At 65.3% G+C, this 15894-nt stretch carries 12 protein-coding genes and 2 pseudogenes; 1 reads left to right on the top strand and 13 read right to left on the bottom strand.

The window, feature by feature from the left end:
• Positions 1 to 54: 54 nt before the first annotated feature.
• The 10 genes and pseudogenes from MST27_RS02520 to rfbB all read right to left on the bottom strand — a co-directional run.
• Positions 55 to 474 (bottom strand): annotated as a pseudogene (locus tag MST27_RS02520) (TRAP transporter large permease subunit); the annotation flags it as partial.
• 4 nt (positions 475 to 478) lie between these two features.
• Positions 479 to 1513 (bottom strand): annotated as a pseudogene (gene dctM / locus MST27_RS02515) (C4-dicarboxylate TRAP transporter large permease protein DctM); the annotation flags it as partial.
• A complete protein-coding gene (locus tag MST27_RS02510; RefSeq protein WP_243604425.1) occupies positions 1513 to 2139 on the bottom strand; it encodes a TRAP transporter small permease in 627 nt (208 codons plus the stop codon). The pseudogene dctM and the gene MST27_RS02510, both read right to left, overlap by 1 nt.
• A 226-nt stretch (positions 2140 to 2365) precedes the next feature.
• The gene (gene dctP / locus MST27_RS02505) at positions 2366 to 3361 is read right to left on the bottom strand and encodes a C4-dicarboxylate TRAP substrate-binding protein DctP (RefSeq protein ID WP_243604424.1); all 996 of its coding nucleotides are present in this window, start codon (positions 3359 to 3361) and stop codon (positions 2366 to 2368) included.
• 382 nt (positions 3362 to 3743) lie between these two features.
• Positions 3744 to 5132: a sigma-54-dependent transcriptional regulator gene (locus MST27_RS02500; RefSeq protein ID WP_243604423.1), complete on the bottom strand. Its 1389-nt coding sequence runs from the start codon at positions 5130 to 5132 to the stop codon at positions 3744 to 3746.
• Position 5133: 1 nt separating this feature from the next.
• A complete protein-coding gene (locus MST27_RS02495) occupies positions 5134 to 6933 on the bottom strand; it encodes a sensor histidine kinase (RefSeq protein WP_243604422.1) in 1800 nt (599 codons plus the stop codon).
• 71 nt (positions 6934 to 7004) lie between these two features.
• Positions 7005 to 7901: a dTDP-4-dehydrorhamnose reductase gene (rfbD, locus tag MST27_RS02490; RefSeq protein ID WP_243604421.1), complete on the bottom strand. Its 897-nt coding sequence runs from the start codon at positions 7899 to 7901 to the stop codon at positions 7005 to 7007.
• Positions 7898 to 8443 (bottom strand): dTDP-4-dehydrorhamnose 3,5-epimerase, encoded by a 546-nt coding sequence (rfbC, locus tag MST27_RS02485; protein WP_243604420.1) that lies wholly within the window; start codon positions 8441 to 8443, stop codon positions 7898 to 7900. The genes rfbD and rfbC overlap by 4 nt, the downstream gene beginning before the upstream one ends.
• Positions 8440 to 9312, bottom strand: a complete 873-nt coding sequence (gene rfbA / locus MST27_RS02480) for a glucose-1-phosphate thymidylyltransferase RfbA (RefSeq protein ID WP_243604419.1) — start codon at positions 9310 to 9312, stop codon at positions 8440 to 8442. The genes rfbC and rfbA overlap by 4 nt, the downstream gene beginning before the upstream one ends.
• Positions 9309 to 10379 carry a dTDP-glucose 4,6-dehydratase gene (gene rfbB, locus MST27_RS02475; RefSeq protein ID WP_243604418.1) on the bottom strand — a complete coding sequence of 357 codons (1071 nt, stop codon included), beginning with the start codon at positions 10377 to 10379 and terminating at the stop codon, positions 9309 to 9311. The genes rfbA and rfbB overlap by 4 nt, the downstream gene beginning before the upstream one ends.
• 225 nt (positions 10380 to 10604) lie before the next feature.
• Here rfbB and MST27_RS02470 point away from each other — a divergent pair, with 225 nt between their 5' ends.
• Positions 10605 to 10868: a hypothetical protein gene (locus tag MST27_RS02470; RefSeq protein WP_243604417.1), complete on the top strand. Its 264-nt coding sequence runs from the start codon at positions 10605 to 10607 to the stop codon at positions 10866 to 10868.
• On the opposite strand, the gene MST27_RS02465 is transcribed toward MST27_RS02470, so the two are convergent.
• Genes MST27_RS02465 through MST27_RS02455 form a run of 3 tightly spaced genes read right to left on the bottom strand, consistent with a single transcriptional unit; the run spans position 10865 to position 15811 of the window.
• Positions 10865 to 11992 carry an ABC transporter permease gene (locus MST27_RS02465; RefSeq protein ID WP_243604416.1) on the bottom strand — a complete coding sequence of 376 codons (1128 nt, stop codon included), beginning with the start codon at positions 11990 to 11992 and terminating at the stop codon, positions 10865 to 10867. The genes MST27_RS02470 and MST27_RS02465 overlap by 4 nt on opposite strands.
• A 1-nt stretch (position 11993) precedes the next feature.
• Positions 11994 to 14738, bottom strand: coding sequence for a ribosome-associated ATPase/putative transporter RbbA (rbbA, locus tag MST27_RS02460; protein WP_243604415.1), 2745 nt, complete (start codon positions 14736 to 14738; stop codon positions 11994 to 11996).
• Entirely contained in the window at positions 14735 to 15811 is a 1077-nt protein-coding gene (locus tag MST27_RS02455; protein ID WP_243604414.1) for an HlyD family secretion protein, read from the bottom strand. Before MST27_RS02455 ends, rbbA begins: the two co-directional genes overlap by 4 nt.
• Between the last annotated feature and the right edge of the window lie 83 nt (positions 15812 to 15894).

Genomic DNA, 15894 nt, shown 5'->3' with positions numbered 1-15894 from the left:
CCGCCAGATGCAAAAAGCCCGGCGCGAGGCCGGGCTTCGGGTGACACTAGGCCGTTACATGCCCAGCAGGTTCGGCAGCGCCAGCGATATCGAGGGTACGTAGGTGATCAGCACCAGGAAACTCAGCATCAGCGCGAGCCACGGCAGGACGGCGCGGATGACCTGGGTGACCGGCATGCCGGTCACCGCCGAGGCCACGAAGAGGTTCAGGCCCACCGGCGGCGTGATCAGGCCGATTTCCATGTTCACCACCATGATGATGCCCAGGTGAATCGGGTCGATCCCGAGTTGAATGGCGATTGGGAACAGGATGGGCGCTAGGATCAGGATGATCGCCGACGGCTCCATGAAGGCCCCCGCCACCAGCAGCACGATGTTCACCACCAGCAGGAACATCCAAGGCTGCAGCCCGGCCTCGAGGACCATGGCGGTGATCTGCTGCGGAATCTGCTCGGTCGTCAACACATGCGCGAAGNATTGGGAACAGGATGGGCGCTAGGATCAGGATGATCGCCGACGGCTCCATGAAGGCCCCCGCCACCAGCAGCACGATGTTCACCACCAGCAGGAACATCCAAGGCTGCAGCCCGGCCTCGAGGACCATGGCGGTGATCTGCTGCGGAATCTGCTCGGTCGTCAACACATGCGCGAAGAGCATGGCGTTGGCGATGATGAACATCAGCATGATCGACAGCTTGCCGGATTCCAGCAGCACCTTCGGGCAGTCGCGCAGGGTGATGTCCTTATAGACGAACAGCGCGACGAAGGCCGAATACACCGCAGCCACAGCCGCCGCTTCGGTCGGGGTGAACATGCCGGTGTAGATGCCGCCGAGGATGATGACCATCAACAGCAGGCCCCAGATCGCCTTGCGCGCGGCGGACAGCCACTCGCGGAAGGTGGCGCGCGGCATGGCGGGCAGGTTTTTCTTCACGGCGACGATGTAGATCGCCACCATCAGCCCTAAGCCGAGCAGCAGGCCAGGCACGACACCGGCCATGAAGAGCTTGCCGACGGAGGTTTCGGTCGCCGCGGCGTATACCACCATGACGATCGACGGCGGGATCAGGATGCCCAGCGTGCCGGCGTTACAGACGATGCCGGCGCCGAACGCCTGCGGGTAGCCCGAGCGCACCATGCCGGCGATGGCAATAGAGCCGACCGCCGCTACCGTCGCCGGGGAGGAGCCCGACAGCGCGGCGAACAGCATGCAGGCCATGACCGCGCCGATGGCCAGGCCCCCGCGGATATGGCCGACGGTGGCGTTGGCAAAGTCGATCAGGCGCTTGGCCACGCCGCCGGTGGTCATGAAGGCGCCGGCGAGCAAGAAGAAGGGAATCGCCAGCAGGGTGTAGTGCTCGGAGGTCTCGAACAGCTTGATCGCCAGCGAGCGCACCGAATCCTGGCTGAAGAACATGATGGTCAGCGAGCCGGCGAGGCCGAGGGAGATGGCAACCGGCACGCCAATGAACATCAGCGCGAAGAGCGCGAGGAACAAGAACAGGATTGTCATTATTTCGGCTCCTCTTCACCGAGCTTGGCCGCTTCGGCGGCCTCGTCGGCCAGCCCCAGCCCGGTCTGCTCGTTGCGCAGGATGCGCACGAAGATCTGGGCGAAACGGATGAACACCATGGCGAAGCCGATGGGCACGATCATCCCGATATGCCACTGCTTGATGCCGATGTGACCAAGGTCTTCGGCACCGATATTGGCGATGAACAGGGCCTTTATCCATTCGTAGCTGGCCACGGTGAGCAGGCCGGCGTAACCGAGGCAGAACAGGCAGGCGACAATGGCTATGTAGCGCTGCACAGGGCGCGACGCGAGCTTGACCAGCGCGTCGACGCCGATGTGGCCGGCGGTGCGCACACCGTAGGCCAGGCCGGAGAAGATCAGCCAGGCGAACAGGGCCTTGGTCAGCGCAGTGCTCCAGGTCATCGCCTGGGCCAGGCCGATGACAAAGTCACCGATAGCGAAGAAGAGGTCTTCCGCGGCCGGGAAAGTGTCAGCCAGGGTGTAGAAGACGGTATAGAGGTTGTTCAGAACCACGTAAACGAAGGTCACCAGCGTCATGGCGGCCAGCAGGAAGGCGATGAACCCCTCCTCGAAGTGGTCCCAGACGCGCCAGAGGGCGTTCATGGATGACATCTCCCGATGGATTGCATTTTGTTCGATGTGGCGGACAGAACGTGCGCCATGAGCCGGTCAGCCGACCGGAAGACAGAGCAATGAAAAACGCTGATTTTACGTGCGCACCGGGCATGAAGCGTGCGAACCCTGTCGCTGCCGGCCGCTTGTCTTTTCACTGGGCTGTCGCTATCGCAAGGGTTGGTTGGAGGGCGGGTTCGCCGCCCTCCGGCAAGGCTTACTGAGCCTTGTTTGCCTCTTCGGCGGCCTTGATCAGGTCGGCGCCGATTTCGCCTTCAAACTTCTGCCAGACCGGCTTCATGGCTTCACGCCACTTGGCACGCTCTTCCGGCGTCAGCACGAGGATTTCGGTGGTGCCGGCTGCCAGGATGTCCTGCTTGGCCTTCTGGTTCAGCGCGTCGGCCTGCTTGTTCACCTCGACGGTCACTTCTTCGACGATCTGCTCCAGTTCGCCGCGTACGTCCTCAGGCAGGCCGTTCCAGAACTGGGTGTTGGTGATCAGCATGTAGTCCAGCAGGCCGTGGTCGGACTCGGTGATGTGCTTCTGCACCTCGTGCATCTTCTGCGAGTAGATGTTCGAGTACGGGTTCTCTGCACCGTTGACCACGCCGGTCTGCAGGCCTTGGTAAACCTCGGCGAAGCTCATCTTGCGCGGGTTGGCGCGCAGGGCCTTGAACTGCTCGTCCAGTACGGCCGACGCCTGTACACGGAACTTCAGACCGCGGGCATCCTTCGGCTCACGCAGTTCCTTGTTGGCGGACAGCTGCTTCATGCCGTTGTGCCAGTAGCCCAGACCGGTGATGTTCTTGTCTTCCATGGAGCTCAGCAGCTTCTGGCCTGCTTCGCTCTTCTGGAAGCGGTCAACCGCCTGGATGTTGTCGAACAGGAACGGCAGGTCGAAGACCTGAACGCCCTTGGAGTAGTGTTCGAACTTGGCCAGCGAAGGAGCGATCAGTTGAACGTCGCCCAGCAGCAGCGCTTCCATTTCCTTGCCGTCACCGAACAGCGAGGAGTTCGGGTAGACCTGCACTTCCACCTTGCCCGGCAGACGCTCTTCGACGAGCTTCTTGAACATGATGGCGCCCTGGCCCTTCGGGGTGTTCTCGGCCACGACGTGGGAGAACTTGATCAGGATGGGATCAGCGGCCTGCGCGAGGCTTGCCATACCCAGGGACAGTGCACAGGCGAGTGCCGTGGCGGTCAGCTTGAACATTGTTGTTTTTCCTCTTGTTGTGAAGTGAGCCACCGCATCGTAGCGGTCACTCGGCTGTAGCCAGCAAGACAAGTCTAGGCGTAATCGGCCAGGCCGTTGCGCCCGTGCAGGCTTGTGTCGCGGACTCATTAGGGTTGCGGGAGCAAGGCTTGTGCCAAATAGCCATGGCTTGCTCCCGTAAGGGGCGAGTTTACCCCGGTGATGGCAAAAAGCTGACGATTAATTCTCACGCGGCCCGTCTAGCACAATGTTTCCCGTCAGCCTTCGTTCCGTACCGCGCCGGCACATGGAACCCGAGAAAGATGTCCGTCGCGTGTCAGCGCACCAGTTGCCCTGGCCGTATGGACGTGGAGCTCCGCGATGGGTGGCGGAAAACCGCCACCTATTCGCCCGTATCGGGCGGGGTTCCGCCAGCGTCGGTGAATACCAGGCCGTGTTTGCGCAGCTTGTCATGAAGGGTTTTGCGAGGGAGACCGAGGGCTTCGGCGACGCTGCGCAGCGAGGGGTGCGGGCGGCTCAGTTCGGCGGCGATCAGCGCGCGTTCGTAGGCATCGACCTGATCGTTCAGCGAGCTACCCACAGGCGCGGGGATTTGCGCCACCGGCACCGCTTCGTCCAGCCCCAGCTCCAGGCCCAGGGCAAAGCGCTCGGCGGTGTTCTGTAGTTCACGCACGTTGCCTGGCCAGCTATGGCGCAGCAGTTGCGCTCGCTGCTCGGGGCGAGGTTCGCGCAGCGGCAGACCGTGCCGGTTGGCACCGGCTTCGGCAAAGTAGCGGAACAGCAGCAGCACGTCTTCGCTGCGTTCACGAAGTGGCGGGATGCGCAGGGGCGCGACGTTCAGCCGGTAATAAAGGTCGGCTCGGAAGCGGCCCTGGTCGGCTGCCTGGCGCAGGTCTTCCTTGGTCGCCGCGATGACCCGGATGTCGAGTGGAATCGACTGGTTGCCGCCCAGCCGCTCAACGACCCGTTCCTGCAACATGCGCAGCAGCTTGACCTGCACGTCCAGGCTCATGCTCTCGATTTCATCGAGGAACAGGGTGCCGCCGTTGGCGAACTCGAATTTGCCGATCCGGCGCTTCTGCGCACCGGTGAAGGCGCCGGCCTCGTGGCCGAACAGCTCGCTCTCCACCACCGATTCGGCCAGCGCGCCGGCGTTGATGGCGACGAAGGGTCCGCTCCGCCGGTTGGACAGATCGTGCAGGGCGCGGGCAACCACCTCCTTGCCGGCGCCGGTTTCACCGAGGATCAGCACGTCGGCCTGAGTCCCGGCCAGTGCTCCGATCTGTTCGCGCAGGCGCTGCATGGCCGGCGACTGGCCGAGCAGCCGGCCGGACAGTTGCTGGCGGTCGGCCAGGGCCAGACGCAGGCTGCGGTTGTCGAGCACCAGTTTGCGCAGGGCCAGGGCGCGCCGCACGCTGTCGAGCAACGCTTCGCTGGGAAAGGGCTTCTCGAGAAAGTCATAGGCCCCGGCGCGCATGGCCTGCACCGCGAGCTGGATGTCGCCATGGCCGGTGATCAACAGCACCGGCAGCTCACTGTCGAGTGCATGCAGCCGCTGCTGCAGCTCGAGGCCGTCGATGCCCGGCATGCGGATGTCGCTCACGATCACGCCAGGCCAGTCCGGCGGCAGCATGGCGGCGAGGCCGCGCGCGTCAGCCAGACCGACGGCCTTGATGCCGGCGAGGTCGAGCGTCTGGCTCAGGGCCTTGCGCAGATGAGGATCGTCGTCGACCAGGACAACCTGGGTCTGCGGGTCGATCTGGCTGGTCATGCTAGTCCTCGCTGGGGAAGGCCACGCCGGGGTCGGCCGATTGCAGGAAGAGGGTGATCTGGGCGCCGCCCTCGCGGTGATTGCCGAGGGTCAGCTCGCCGTCGAGCGCGCGCGCCAGGGTATCGCAGATCGCGAGGCCCAGGCCTAGTCCCTGGGTGCTGGTCTTGGTGGTGAAGAAGGGCTCGCGGGCACGTTGCAACGCTTCGGCGGAAAAGCCCGGCCCGTTGTCGCGTATCGTCAAGAGCACGCCGTCGCCCTGGCGCTCGGCACGCAGCCAGATGCGCCGTATCGGAGGACGCTCGTTGAGCGCATCCAGAGCGTTGGCCAGCAGATTGGCGAGGATCTGCCGCAGCCGGGTTTCACCACCCTGGACCCAGAGCGTTGCGTCCGGCAGGTCGCGGATCAGTTCGACGTTCATCGCCTGGCGACGCTTGGCCAGCAGCGCCAGTGCATCATCCAGGGCCGGTTGCAGCGCGACCCGCTCCGGCGCGTGGCGATCGCGGCGGGCAAAGGCCCGCAGGTGGGCAATGATCGAAGCCATGCGCGCCGTCAGTTCGCTGATCAGCTTGAGGTTGTCGCGTGCTTCGTCGTTGCGCTGCTGATCGAGCAGCACGCCGGCATTGTCCGCGTAGCTGCGAATGGCGCCGAGTGGCTGGTTCAGTTCGTGACTGATGCTGGCGGACATGGTCCCCAGGGCAGAGAGTTTGCCGGCCTGCAGCAGTTCGTCCTGCGCACGGACCAGCTCCTGCTGCGCCTGCTCGCGCTCGAGCACCTCCTGCTTGAGGCGGCTGTTCAGCGCCTCGAGGTCCTGGGTGCGCTCCTGTACGCGGCGCTCCAGTTGCTGGCGTGCCTTGGCATCCAGGGCGATGCGCTCCAGGTAGTGGCGGCGGCGCTGCATCATCAGGCCGAGCAGCAGGAGCACGGCGGCCAGGGTCGCGGCGCCGATCGCGACCACCGTGCGTACCGGACGCTCCACCAGGCTGATCGGGGCAAGGATGCGTACCGTCCAGTCGATCTCCTTGAGTTCGCGGCTCTGAATCAGCCAGGCGCCGAGGTCGAGGGTCAGGTTCCGTGGCTCCAGGGTCGGATAGGGCCGGTCGAATGCGATCTGTTCCCGCTCGTCGTTATCCAGTGCACGGCTGGCGCGGAATCGCCACTCGGGACGGGACGTGAGGATCACCACGCCGAAGTTGTCCGTCACCATCAGTTGTTCCGGCGTGTTGCCCCAGAGCGTCTCGGTGTGGTCCAGGTCGACCTTCACCACCAGTGCGCCCAGGGCTTCCTCGCCGTCGCGCACGGCGGCGCCGAAGTAGTAACCGCGTTTGCCGGAGGTCGTACCCAGGCCGAAGAATCGACCGAGCTCACCGGCCAGCGCCTGACGGAAATAGGGACGGAAGGCGAAATTGCGATCGACGAAGCTGTCTTCGTCGTTCCAGTTCGACGCTGCCAGCGTCGTGCCATCCGGCGCCATGAGGTAGATGACGTCCGCACCGGTCTGCTTGCGCAGTTGATCGAGCAGCCGATTGGCCGCGTCCCGGGCCGCGGGATTCTGGGCATCGCGCAGGGCTGCGCGCAGCGTCGGCAGGTCGCCCAGGATGCGTGGCAGCACTTCGTAGCGACGCAGCGAGCCGAGCAGGTTGGCGACATAGAGGTCAAGCGTCTGGCGGTTCTGCTCGATCAGCTCGTTGCTGTAGTAACGCTCGGCCAGTCGCTGCAACGGCCAGAGCAGGGGAAACAGCAGCAATGCCAGCAACGCGAGATTGCGCCAGCGAGGGCGACGGGGTGATTCGACTGGAGTCATGCGGATGCGCCTGTAGATGCGGCACATTATGCACGTTCGGCAGGTACGCGGCGTGTCGCTCAGCGCCTTGGTCAGGCCGCTCCGCGTTCGTCGAGCCGAGTGCGAGGGGTGGCGAGGCACTGGTCCATGGCCGTCGCCCAATCTGGCAGTACAATGCGCCAGTCGTGCTGCAGGCGGTCGCAGCTCAGGCGGGAATTGAGGGGGCGCTGGGCAACGGTGGGGTAGTCCTGCGCAGGGATTGGCAGGATCTTGGCGTGTGGGCGGCCTTGCTGGCGCAGCTGCTCGGCGATGCGCAGGGCGAAGCCGTACCAGGAGGTCTCGCCGGTTGCGGTCAGATGGTAGAGCCCCATGGGTCCGCCGCTGCCGTTGCGCCATTTGCGAATCATTTCAGCGGTCACGGTCGCCAGCGTGCCGGCCCAGGTCGGCGCACCGATTTCGTTGTCGACCACCGACAGCGCGTCCCGCTCCTGCATCAGGCGCTGCATGGTCAGCAGGAAGTTGCGCCCGTGGGTCGAATACACCCAGCTGGTGCGCAGGATCAGGTGCTCATCGAAGACAGCCTGGATCGCCCGTTCGCCGGCCAGTTTGCTGGCGCCGTAGACGCCCAGCGGCGCTGGCTGATCGTCTTCACGGTAGGGCGCCGGCTTGCTGCCGTCGAACACGTAATCGGTGGAATAGTGGATGAGCGGGACGCCCAGCGTTGCCGCTTCCTCGGCGAGCACACCGGGTGCGGTCGCGTTCACCGCATAGGCCTGCGCCTGGTTGTGCTCGGCCGCATCCACGGCAGTGTAGGCCGCCGCGTTGACGATCAGGTCGGGACGCAGCTGGCGGACCTGTTGGCGGATCTGCGCCGAGTCGGCCAGGTTCAGCGCCTGTTGCCCCAGTGCCAGCACCTCCCCTTCACCGGCCAATGCCAGTTGCAGCTCGCGCGACAGTTGCCCTCGGCTGCCGGTGATGAGGATCTTCACGCGAACAGCTCCGCTTCGCTGAGCACCTTGCCGTCGATGTCCTTCTGCGACAGCTGCGGTGGCTCCTCGATCGGCCAGTCAATGCCGATCTGCGGGTCGTTCCACAGCAGCGAGCGCTCGTGAGCCGGGGCGTAGTAGTCGGTGGTCTTGTAGAGGAACTCGGCGCTCTCGCTGAGCACCACGAAGCCGTGGGCGAAACCCTCCGGTATCCACAGTTGGCGTTGGTTGGCCGCGCTCAGGTGACACCCGACCCAGCGGCCGAAGGTCGGCGAGCTGCGGCGCAGGTCGACGGCGACGTCGAACACCTCGCCGGCCACCACTCGCACCAGCTTCCCCTGCGGCTGCTGGATCTGGTAGTGCAAGCCGCGCAGCACGCCGCGCTGCGACTTGGAGTGGTTGTCCTGCACGAAGCTGCGCTTGACGCCCGTCGCGGCCTCGAAGGCCGCGGCGTTGAAGCTTTCGTAGAAAAAGCCGCGCTCGTCGCCGAACACCTTCGGCTCGATGATCAGCACCTCGGGAATGTCGGTCTTGATGACGTTCATGCCTGCTCACCGGCCAGTTTGAACAGGTACTGCCCGTAGCCGGTCTTGCCCAGCGCATCGGCGCGACGCAGCAGCTGCTCGCGGTCGATCCACTTGTTCTGGTAGGCGATCTCTTCCAGGCAGGCCACCTTCAGGCCCTGGCGGTGCTCGATGGTCTGCACGTACTGCGAGGCCTCGAGCAGGCTGTCATGGGTACCGGTGTCGAGCCAGGCAAAGCCGCGGCCGAAGCGCTCGACGTTGAGGTCGCCACGCTTGAGGTAGGCCATGTTGACGTCGGTGATCTCCAGCTCGCCGCGTGGCGAGGGCTTGATCGACTTGGCGATCTCGATCACGTCGTTGTCGTAGAAATACAGGCCGGTCACTGCGTAGCTGGACTTCGGTTTCGCCGGCTTTTCCTCGATGGACAGCGCCTTGCCGTTCTGGTCGAAGTCGATCACGCCGAAGCGCTCCGGGTCCTTGACCCAGTAACCGAAGACCGTGGCGCCCTTGTCCTGGCGGGAAGCGCGCTGCAGCATCTCGGTGAAATGCTGGCCATGGAAGATATTGTCGCCGAGGATCAGGCACACCGAATCGTCACCGATGAAGTCCTCGCCGATCAGGAAGGCCTGCGCCAGGCCGTCCGGCGACGGCTGTTCGGCATAGCTGAAGCGCACACCGAACTGGCTGCCGTCGCCCAGCAGGTTCTTGTACTGCGGCAGGTCCTGCGGGGTGGAGATGACCAGGATGTCGCGGATGCCGGCGAGCATCAGCACCGAGATCGGGTAGTAGGCCATCGGCTTGTCGTAGATCGGCAGCAGCTGCTTGGATACGCCAAGGGTGATGGGGTGCAGACGGGTGCCGGAGCCTCCGGCGAGGATGATTCCTTTCATGCGTGCTCCAGTGCGCCGAGGCGCTCGCGTTGATAGCTGCCGTCCTGAACGCGACGGCACCATTCGAGGTTGTTCAGGTACCACTGTACGGTCTTGCGCAGGCCGGTCTGGAAGGTTTCCCGCGGCGTCCAGCCCAGCTCGCGCTCGATCTTGCTGGCGTCGATGGCGTAGCGCAGGTCGTGCCCCGGGCGGTCCTTGACGAAGGTGATGAGGTCTTCGAAGCGTTCGATGCCAGCAGGCTTGCCCGGTGCCAGTTCTTCCAGCAGCGCGCAGATGCCACGCACCACGTCGATGTTCTGCTGCTCGTTGTGGCCGCCGATGTTGTAGGTCTCACCGACCTTGCCCTCGCTGACCACCTTGAACAGCGCACGGGCATGATCTTCGACGAACAGCCAGTCACGCACCTGGGTGCCGTTGCCGTACACGGGCAGCGGCTTGCCGTCGAGCGCGTTGAGGATGACCAGCGGGATCAGCTTTTCGGGGAAGTGATAGGGCCCGTAGTTGTTCGAGCAGTTGGTGATCAGCACCGGCAGGCCGTAGGTGCGCTGCCAGGCACGGACCAGGTGGTCCGACGAGGCCTTGCTGGCCGAATATGGCGAGCTCGGCGCATAGGGCGTGGTCTCTGTGAAAAGATCGTCGACACCATGCAGGTCGCCGTACACCTCGTCGGTGGAAATATGGTGGAAGCGGAAGGCCTCGCGACGTTCGGCCGGCAGTGTCTGCCAGTAGGCGCGGGCCGCTTCGAGCAGCTGGTAGGTGCCAACGATGTTGGTCTGGATGAACTCGGCCGGGCCGTCGATGGAGCGGTCGACATGGGACTCGGCGGCCAGGTGCATGATGGCGTCCGGCTGGAACTCGAGCAGGGCCTCGCTGACCCGCTCGCGGTCGGCGATGTCGGCCTGTAGGAACCGATAGCGGTCACTGCCGTCGACCTCGGCCAGCGATTCGAGGTTGCCGGCATAGGTCAGCTTGTCCAGGTTGAGGACGCTGTGCTCGGTGTCGTGGATGAGATGGCGGATCAGAGCAGAGCCGATGAATCCGGCTCCGCCGGTAACGAGAATGCGCATGTCGATAGGCTTCCTTGGCGCGCTACAGAGCTTCAGGCTCCAGGCATGTCGGCAGATAGACCGGCCGCGTCTGCAAAAATTCCCACGCGCAGCGTCGCCTGGCCAACGGTGGTTGTCGAGGTGTCGCGAGGTGCGTAACGGCGGGCATGGGGGTGATCTGCAGCACTGTGAGCCGGTTGACGATTGCAGTAGTATCGCGGCTCCGCAACCGCCGGTAGCAATGGAATGCCCGACCGTAACGAACAGCTCGACGAACTGCTGGTGTTCACCGCGCGCAGTATCTCTCAATTGACCGAAGCCTTGAATGCGCTGTCCTTCGAGCTGATGGCCAGCGAAGATCCGGCCGTGCGCATCGCCAGCCGCCGGATGGTGTCACGCATCGCGGCCGTGCAGGCGGGCTTCGAGCAGCGTTGGCGTCAGCTCGGCCCGCTGCCGGAGGGTGAACCCGTTGTGGTGCCGATGGACGACGACGCCTCCTTACGCGACTAGCGCAACGACACCCGCAGCCGCGACAGCGCACCGACGAAAAACACCGCGCCGATCACCGCCAGCGCGAGCAGCTGCGGCCAGACGATGGCCACGCCGGCGTTGCGGAACAGGATCGCCTGAGCCAGTTCGACGAAGTGCGTGGTCGGCGCCACCAGCATGATGTTCTGCACCAGCTCCGGCATGCTCTCGCGCGGCGTCACCCCGCCGGAGAGGATCTGCAGCGGGATCAGCGTGAGGATCACCAGCAGGCCCAGCTGAGGCATAGAACGCGCCACCGTGCCGAAGAAGATGCCCATCGAGGTGGCGGCGAACAGGTGCAGCGCCGCACCGCCGGCGAACAGCCACAGCGAGCCCTGGATCGGGATATCGAGCCAGCCCTCGACGACGAAGCGCAGGGCGAACGCCGCTGCCGCCAGCACCACCAGACCCATCGCCCAGACCTTGCCGACCATGATCTCGAACGGCGTCACCGGCATCACCAGAAGGTGCTCGATGGTGCCGTGCTCGCGCTCGCGGATCAGCGCCGCGCCGGTAAGGATGATCGCCAGCATGGTGATCTGGTTGATCACCTCGTTCACCGCGCCGAACCAGGCGCGGCTGAGGTTGGGGTTGAATGCGGTGCGCACCACCGCTTCGACCGGCAGCGCGTCTTCGCTGCGGTAGCGACGAACGAACTCGGCGGTCTCGCTGGCGATGATCTGCTGGATGTGCCCGGCGCCGGTGAATGCCTGGCTGACCTGGGTGGCATCGACGTTGAGCTGGATGGTCGGCTGGCGGCCGGCGAGCAGGTCCTCCTGGAAGCGCGGCGGGATGTTCAGGGTGAAGGTGTAGAGCCCATCGTCCATGCCGCTGTCCATCTCTTCGTGCGTGATGGATTTCGGCTCGATGAAGTAGGGCAGCTGGAAGGCATTGACGATGCGCAGCGAGGCCTGCGAGCGGTCCTCGTCCACCACCGCGATGCTGGCCCGGTGCGGCGCCTCGGGAATTGCCGTGGCACCTTCGTAGATCGCCACGGTGAACGAATAGATGATCAGCACCAGCATCGCCGGGTCGCGGTAGAGGCTGCGCAGCTCCTTGAGGCCGAGCTGGAAGATGTTGCCGAGCTTGCGTCGCAGGCCACCCATGTCACTTCTCCTGCTTGCGCAGGCCGGCGACGCTGAGCAGGGTCAGCAGCGGAATGGCCAGCAGCATGGGAATGAAATAGGGATACAGCTCGGCCAGCCCGAGCGCCTTGGAGAATACCCCGCGGCTGATGATCAGGAAGTGGCTGGTCGGGTAGAGCTTGCCGATGAAGGCGCCGGCGCCCTCCATCGCCGAGACCGGGTGGATCAGTCCGGAGAACTGGATCGCCGGCAGCAGGGTGACGATGGTGGTGCCGAAGATTGCCGCGATCTGGCTGTTCAGGATCGATGACATCAGCAGCCCCAGGCCCGTCGCGCAGGTGACGTAGAGCAGCGCGCCGAGGCAGAGGGTGAGGATGCTGCCCTTGATCGGAATGCCGAAGACGAACACCGCCAGCAGCGCCAGGGTGGCGAAGTTGAACATCCCCAGCGCGATGTAGGGCAGCTGCTTGCCGAGCAGGAATTCCAGGCGGGTGGTCGGCGTGACGTAGAAATTGGTGATCGAGCCCAGTTCCTTTTCACGCACCACGCCAAGGGCGGTGAGCATCGCCGGGATCATCATCAGCAGCAGCGGGATCATCGCCGGTGCCATGGCCGGCAGGCTCTGCACGTCAGGGTTGTAGCGGTAGCGGATGGCGACATCGGCCGGTGCCAGCTGCCCTTCGACACCGGCCTCGCGGGCCAGCTGCTGCAGGTAGTTGAGGTGGATGCCCTGCACATAGCCCTTGATGGTGTCGGCGCGCATCGGCATGGCGCCATCGATCCAGAACGCGACCTGGGGCACCGCGCCGCGCTTGAGGTCGCGGCCGAAGTTCGGCGGAATCTCCACGGCCAGGCTGATGTCGTTGCTGCGCATGCGCTGGTCCAGCTCGGCATGGTTGGCCAGCGGCGCCTGCTCGATGAAGTAGCGCGAGCCGGCCATGTTCAGCAGGTAGTGCTGGCTGGTGGTGGTCTGGTCGCGGTCGAGCACGGCGTAGGTCAGGTTCTCCACGTCGAAGCTGACCCCGTAGCCCATGATGAACATCAGCAGCACGCTGCCGAGCATCGCCAGCGTTGCGCGGATCGGGTCGCGGCGCAGCTCCATGGCCTCGCGGCGGGTATAGCTGAGCAGACGGCGCAGGCTGAAGCGGGCCTGACGGCTGCTGTCGCTGGATGCCTCGAGCGGGCCGCGCGTGCTGGCCGGCGTCGCGGCGGCCGGCTGCTCGGCGGCATTGGCCGCGGCGGCTTCCTCCAGATAGGCGATAAAGGTCTGTTCCAGCGTCGGCAGCCCGCGCTTGGCCATTAGCGCCTGCGGCGTGTCGCTGTCGAGCACTCGTCCGGCGTGCATCAGCGAGATGCGGTCGCAGCGCAGCGCCTCGTTCATGAAGTGGGTGGAGATGAAGATGGTCACGCCGTCCTCGCGCGACAGCTGCACCAGGAGTTCCCAGAAGCCGTCACGGGCCACCGGGTCGACCCCGGAGGTGGGTTCGTCGAGGATCAGGATCTCCGGGTTGTGAATCACCGCCACCGCCAGCGACAGGCGCTGGCGCACGCCCAGGGGCAGGCTGCTGGGCAGGCTCTCGGCATCGTCGGTGAGGTCGAAGCGTTCGAGCATTTCCTGGATGCGCGCGTCGCGCCGCTCTGCCGGCAGATGGAACAGCCGCGCGTGCAGGTCGAGGTTCTGCCGCACGCTCAGCTCGCTGTACAGCGAGAAGGCCTGGGACATGTAGCCGACGCGCTGACGGGTCTGCATGTCGTGCGGGTCCACCGGCTTGCCGAACAGCAGCGCCTCGCCCTCGCTGGCGGGCAGCAGGCCGGTGAGCATCTTCATGGTGGTGGTCTTGCCGCAGCCGTTGGAGCCGAGGAAACCGAAGATCTCGCCGCGGGCGATGCGGAAATTGACCCGGTCCACCGCAACGAAATCGCCGAAACGCATGGTCAGCCCGTGGGCCTCGATGGCAATGCTGTCGCTTTCCGGCTGCGGCGGGATGATCAGTTCGCGGTGCTGGCTGCGCTTGGCTTCCGGCAGCAGGCGGATGAAGGCCTGCTCCAGGGAGTCGCTGCCGGTACGCGCCAGGAGTTCGGCCGGCGTGCCGGTGGCCAGCACCTGGCCGGCGTCCATCGCCACCAGATGGTCGAAGCGCTGCGCCTCGTCCATGTAGGCAGTGGCCACCAGCACGCTCATCTGCGGGCGTTCGCCACGGATGCGCTCGATCAGCTCCCAGAACTGCGCACGCGACAGCGGGTCGACGCCGGTGGTGGGCTCGTCGAGGATCAACAGGTCGGGGTCGTGGATCAGCGCGCAGCAGAGGCCGAGCTTCTGCTTCATGCCACCGGAGAGCTTGCCCGCCGGGCGCTCGACGAAGGGCGCCAGGCCCGTGCTGCGGGTCAGCTCGGCGATGCGCCAGCGGCGCTCGGCGGCGTCCTGGCCGAACAGCCGGCCGAAGAACTCGAGGTTCTCGAACACCGTCAGCGTCGGGTAGAGGTTCTTGCCCAGCCCCTGTGGCATGTAGGCGATGCGCGGGCAGACCGCGCGGCGGTGGCCGGCATCGCCCATGTCGCCGTCGAGCACTTGCACATGGCCCTGTTGCAGCTTGCGCGCACCGGCGATCAGCGCCAGCAGGCTGGACTTGCCGACTCCGTCCGGGCCGATCAGGCCAACCATGCAGCGTGCCGGCAGGCTCAGGCTGAGGTCATCGAGCGCGCGGGTCTTGCCGTATTGCAGGCTGACGCCGCTGATTTCGGCGACCGGGGCAGATGACGGATTCATTGGCCGACATTGATCTGCAGGTGGGCCGGCCATTCGGCGTCCGCGTCCAGCTTGAGGTAGGCGACGCCCGGCAGGCCGGTCTTGACCTGCTCCATGTGCTTTCTCAGCAACCCGGGATCGATCCGCGCCTTGACCCGGAACATCAGCTTCTCGCGCTCGCTTTCGGTTTCCACCGTCTTCGGCGTGAACTGCGCGACGCTGGCGACGTAGGTGATCCGGGCGGGAATCACGTACTGCGGTGCGGCATCGATCACCAGGCGCGCCTCCGAACCCATGGCGACACGGCCGGCCTGGCGCTCGGGCAGGAAGAAGGTCATGTAGACGTCGGCCAGGTCGACCAGATTGAGCAGCTTGCCGCCGGCGCCGAGCACCTCGCCCGGTTGTGCCACCCGGTACTGCACGCGGGCCACGCGGTCGGTCTTCAGCTCGCTGTCGCGGATGTCCGCCTGCAGCCGTGCCACGCTGGCCCGTGCGGCCTCGACAGCAGACTCCGCCTCGATCACCTGCGATTTGGCCGCGGCGATGCCGGCCTCGGTCGATAAGACTTGCGCACGCGCGGCGGCAAGCGCCGCCTGCAGGCTTTGCATGTTGGCGAGATCGTCATCGAGCTGCTGACGCGGCATGGCGTTGCGCGCGACCAGGGTTTCGGTGCGCTGGTAACGTTTCTGCGCTGCCGTCAGCTCAGCACGGCGCTGGGCGACGACGGCTTCGGCGGTAGCCTTCTCGCTTTCGCGCTGGGCCACCATGGCCTGGGCGGTGAGGATGGCGTTTTCTGCCTGCCGGACCTGGGCGCGCGCCTGGTTGAGCTGGGCGTCGAGCACCTCGGTGTCCATCCGTGCGAGGACCTGGCCCGGCTGGACGAAGTCGCCTTCATCGACGGTGATCTCCAGCACGCGGCCCGGTGTCTTGGTGGCCACGTCGATTTCCGTGGCCTCGATGCGGCCGTTGCCACTGGTGAAGGCATCGCCCAGCCCCTGGGGCCGTAGCTCGCTCCAGACCAGCAGGGCAATCACGGCGGCGACACCGACGATCGCCAGGGTTTTGAGCGCAGTGCGTGAAAGGGCCGGGTTCATGGATGGCTCCGACTGTGAAGAATCGAAACCATCCTAGGTCTGTCCGGATGACAATGCGTTCACCCAGATCAATTCGACGACGA

This window comes from Stutzerimonas marianensis, assembly GCF_022810315.1.
Lineage (GTDB): Bacteria > Pseudomonadota > Gammaproteobacteria > Pseudomonadales > Pseudomonadaceae > Stutzerimonas > Stutzerimonas marianensis.
The sequence above is the reverse complement of the archived record's forward strand: the minus strand, read 5'-3'. Positions and strand labels throughout refer to the sequence as shown.